The sequence below is a fragment of the Desulfovibrio sp. OH1186_COT-070 genome (assembly GCF_003860215.1).
Classification (GTDB): Bacteria; Desulfobacterota; Desulfovibrionia; order Desulfovibrionales; family Desulfovibrionaceae; genus Desulfovibrio.
Genome location: NZ_RQYH01000090.1, coordinates 1 through 1,277 on the forward strand (window position 1 = coordinate 1; position 1,277 = coordinate 1,277).

Consider the following 1,277-nt stretch of genomic DNA (forward strand, 5'->3'; position numbering starts at 1 on the left):
ACTTCGTCCAGAGTTCATCATTGGGCATGGTGCGAGGCATGGCACAATCCTTGAAATTTGTGTGAGAAGTAAACTTCAATACAGGATTGCGCCATTTTTTCAAGATGATGGCTGTTGCACAAGATGAATTGTCAACAGACCCTAGATAGTGTAGTCACAATCTGTAAAGTATGAGATTATCCGACCTTCATCCGACATCCCACAGTCCCCTCATGAAACAACCTGCCCACCGCCGCCACGATTTAACCGATCACCAATGGAACTTGATTGAAAACCATCTGCCTGGACGCAAAGGCAGCCGGGGTGGTCAGGCAGTGGATAACCGGCAATTCATCAACGCCGTTTTCTGGATACTGCGCACCGGTGCACCCTGGAGAGACCTGCCACCCGATTACGGTGGGTGGAGCAATACCCATCGCCGCTTTATCCGTTGGCGCGACAAAGGTATCTGGACGAAACTGATGCTCATCCTTGCGGGAGAAAAAGACATGGAGTGGCTGATGATGGATGCTACCCATATCAAGGTTCACCCCCATGCAGCGGGAGCCAAAGGCGGCAATGAAGGCATGAGCCGTACAAAAGGGGGCTGAATACCAAGCTGCATCTGGCGGTGGATGCCCACGGGATGCCGGTAAAATTCGTGTTAAGCGAAGGCAGTGCGGCAGATTGCCTGTTTGCCGAAGCACTGATTGCCGATACGACAGCCGACCATCTGTTGGCCGATAAAGCTTATGACAGCGATGCGATCAGGAATTTGGCGGCCTCGCTGGGGATGGATACTGTTATCCCGCCAAAGGCCAAGCGCAAGGAGCAACTGTCTTTTGACCGCTATCTGTACCGTTACCGCCATTTGGTGGAGAATCGCTTTTTGGATTTCAAGCGTTGGCGGGGCATTGCCACGCGTTATGCGAAGAGATTGACTTCATTTGCTGCAGCAATAGAAATCCGGATTATTGCGATGTGGTTGAAAATATTGTGACTACACTACCTAAGGAACCCTCAAAAACCTGGTCTGCCTGTAAAGCCAAATGATGACTGATAACGAGGCGGATTTTGCGGTAAAAGAGTATGGCGGTGTTAGGTTGGATACCTAAGATATCGGCAGCGGAACGTGCGGTTACTTCCGGCACAAAATATTCGAGCAGTTTTCTTTGTGTCGTCTTTTTTAATTTACAGTGGGTTATCTTCATTTTAGCAGCCTATCATGACTGCTAATCTACGTCAGCCCCGATTTTTTCGGGGAGCGGGTATAAAGCGCTTCCTGATAAACATAAACG

The 1,277-nt window shown here is 49.6% G+C and carries 1 protein-coding gene and 1 pseudogene; one reads left to right on the plus strand and one right to left on the minus strand.

Features of this window, described 5'->3' with window-relative positions; all coding sequences use genetic code 11:
* The first annotated feature begins 212 nt into the window (after positions 1-212).
* Positions 213-979, plus strand: a protein-coding gene (locus EII23_RS11945; RefSeq protein ID WP_124793545.1) for an IS5 family transposase whose coding sequence is annotated in 2 segments (ribosomal slippage) — positions 213-588 and positions 588-979 — 768 coding nt in all. Because the reading frame shifts where the segments join, the coding sequence is not laid out codon by codon here.
* A 10-nt stretch (positions 980-989) separates the two neighbouring features.
* On the opposite strand, the pseudogene EII23_RS11950 reads toward EII23_RS11945, so the two are convergent.
* Positions 990-1,190: pseudogene (locus EII23_RS11950) on the minus strand (IS1595 family transposase); the annotation flags it as partial.
* Positions 1,191-1,277 lie beyond the last annotated feature (87 nt).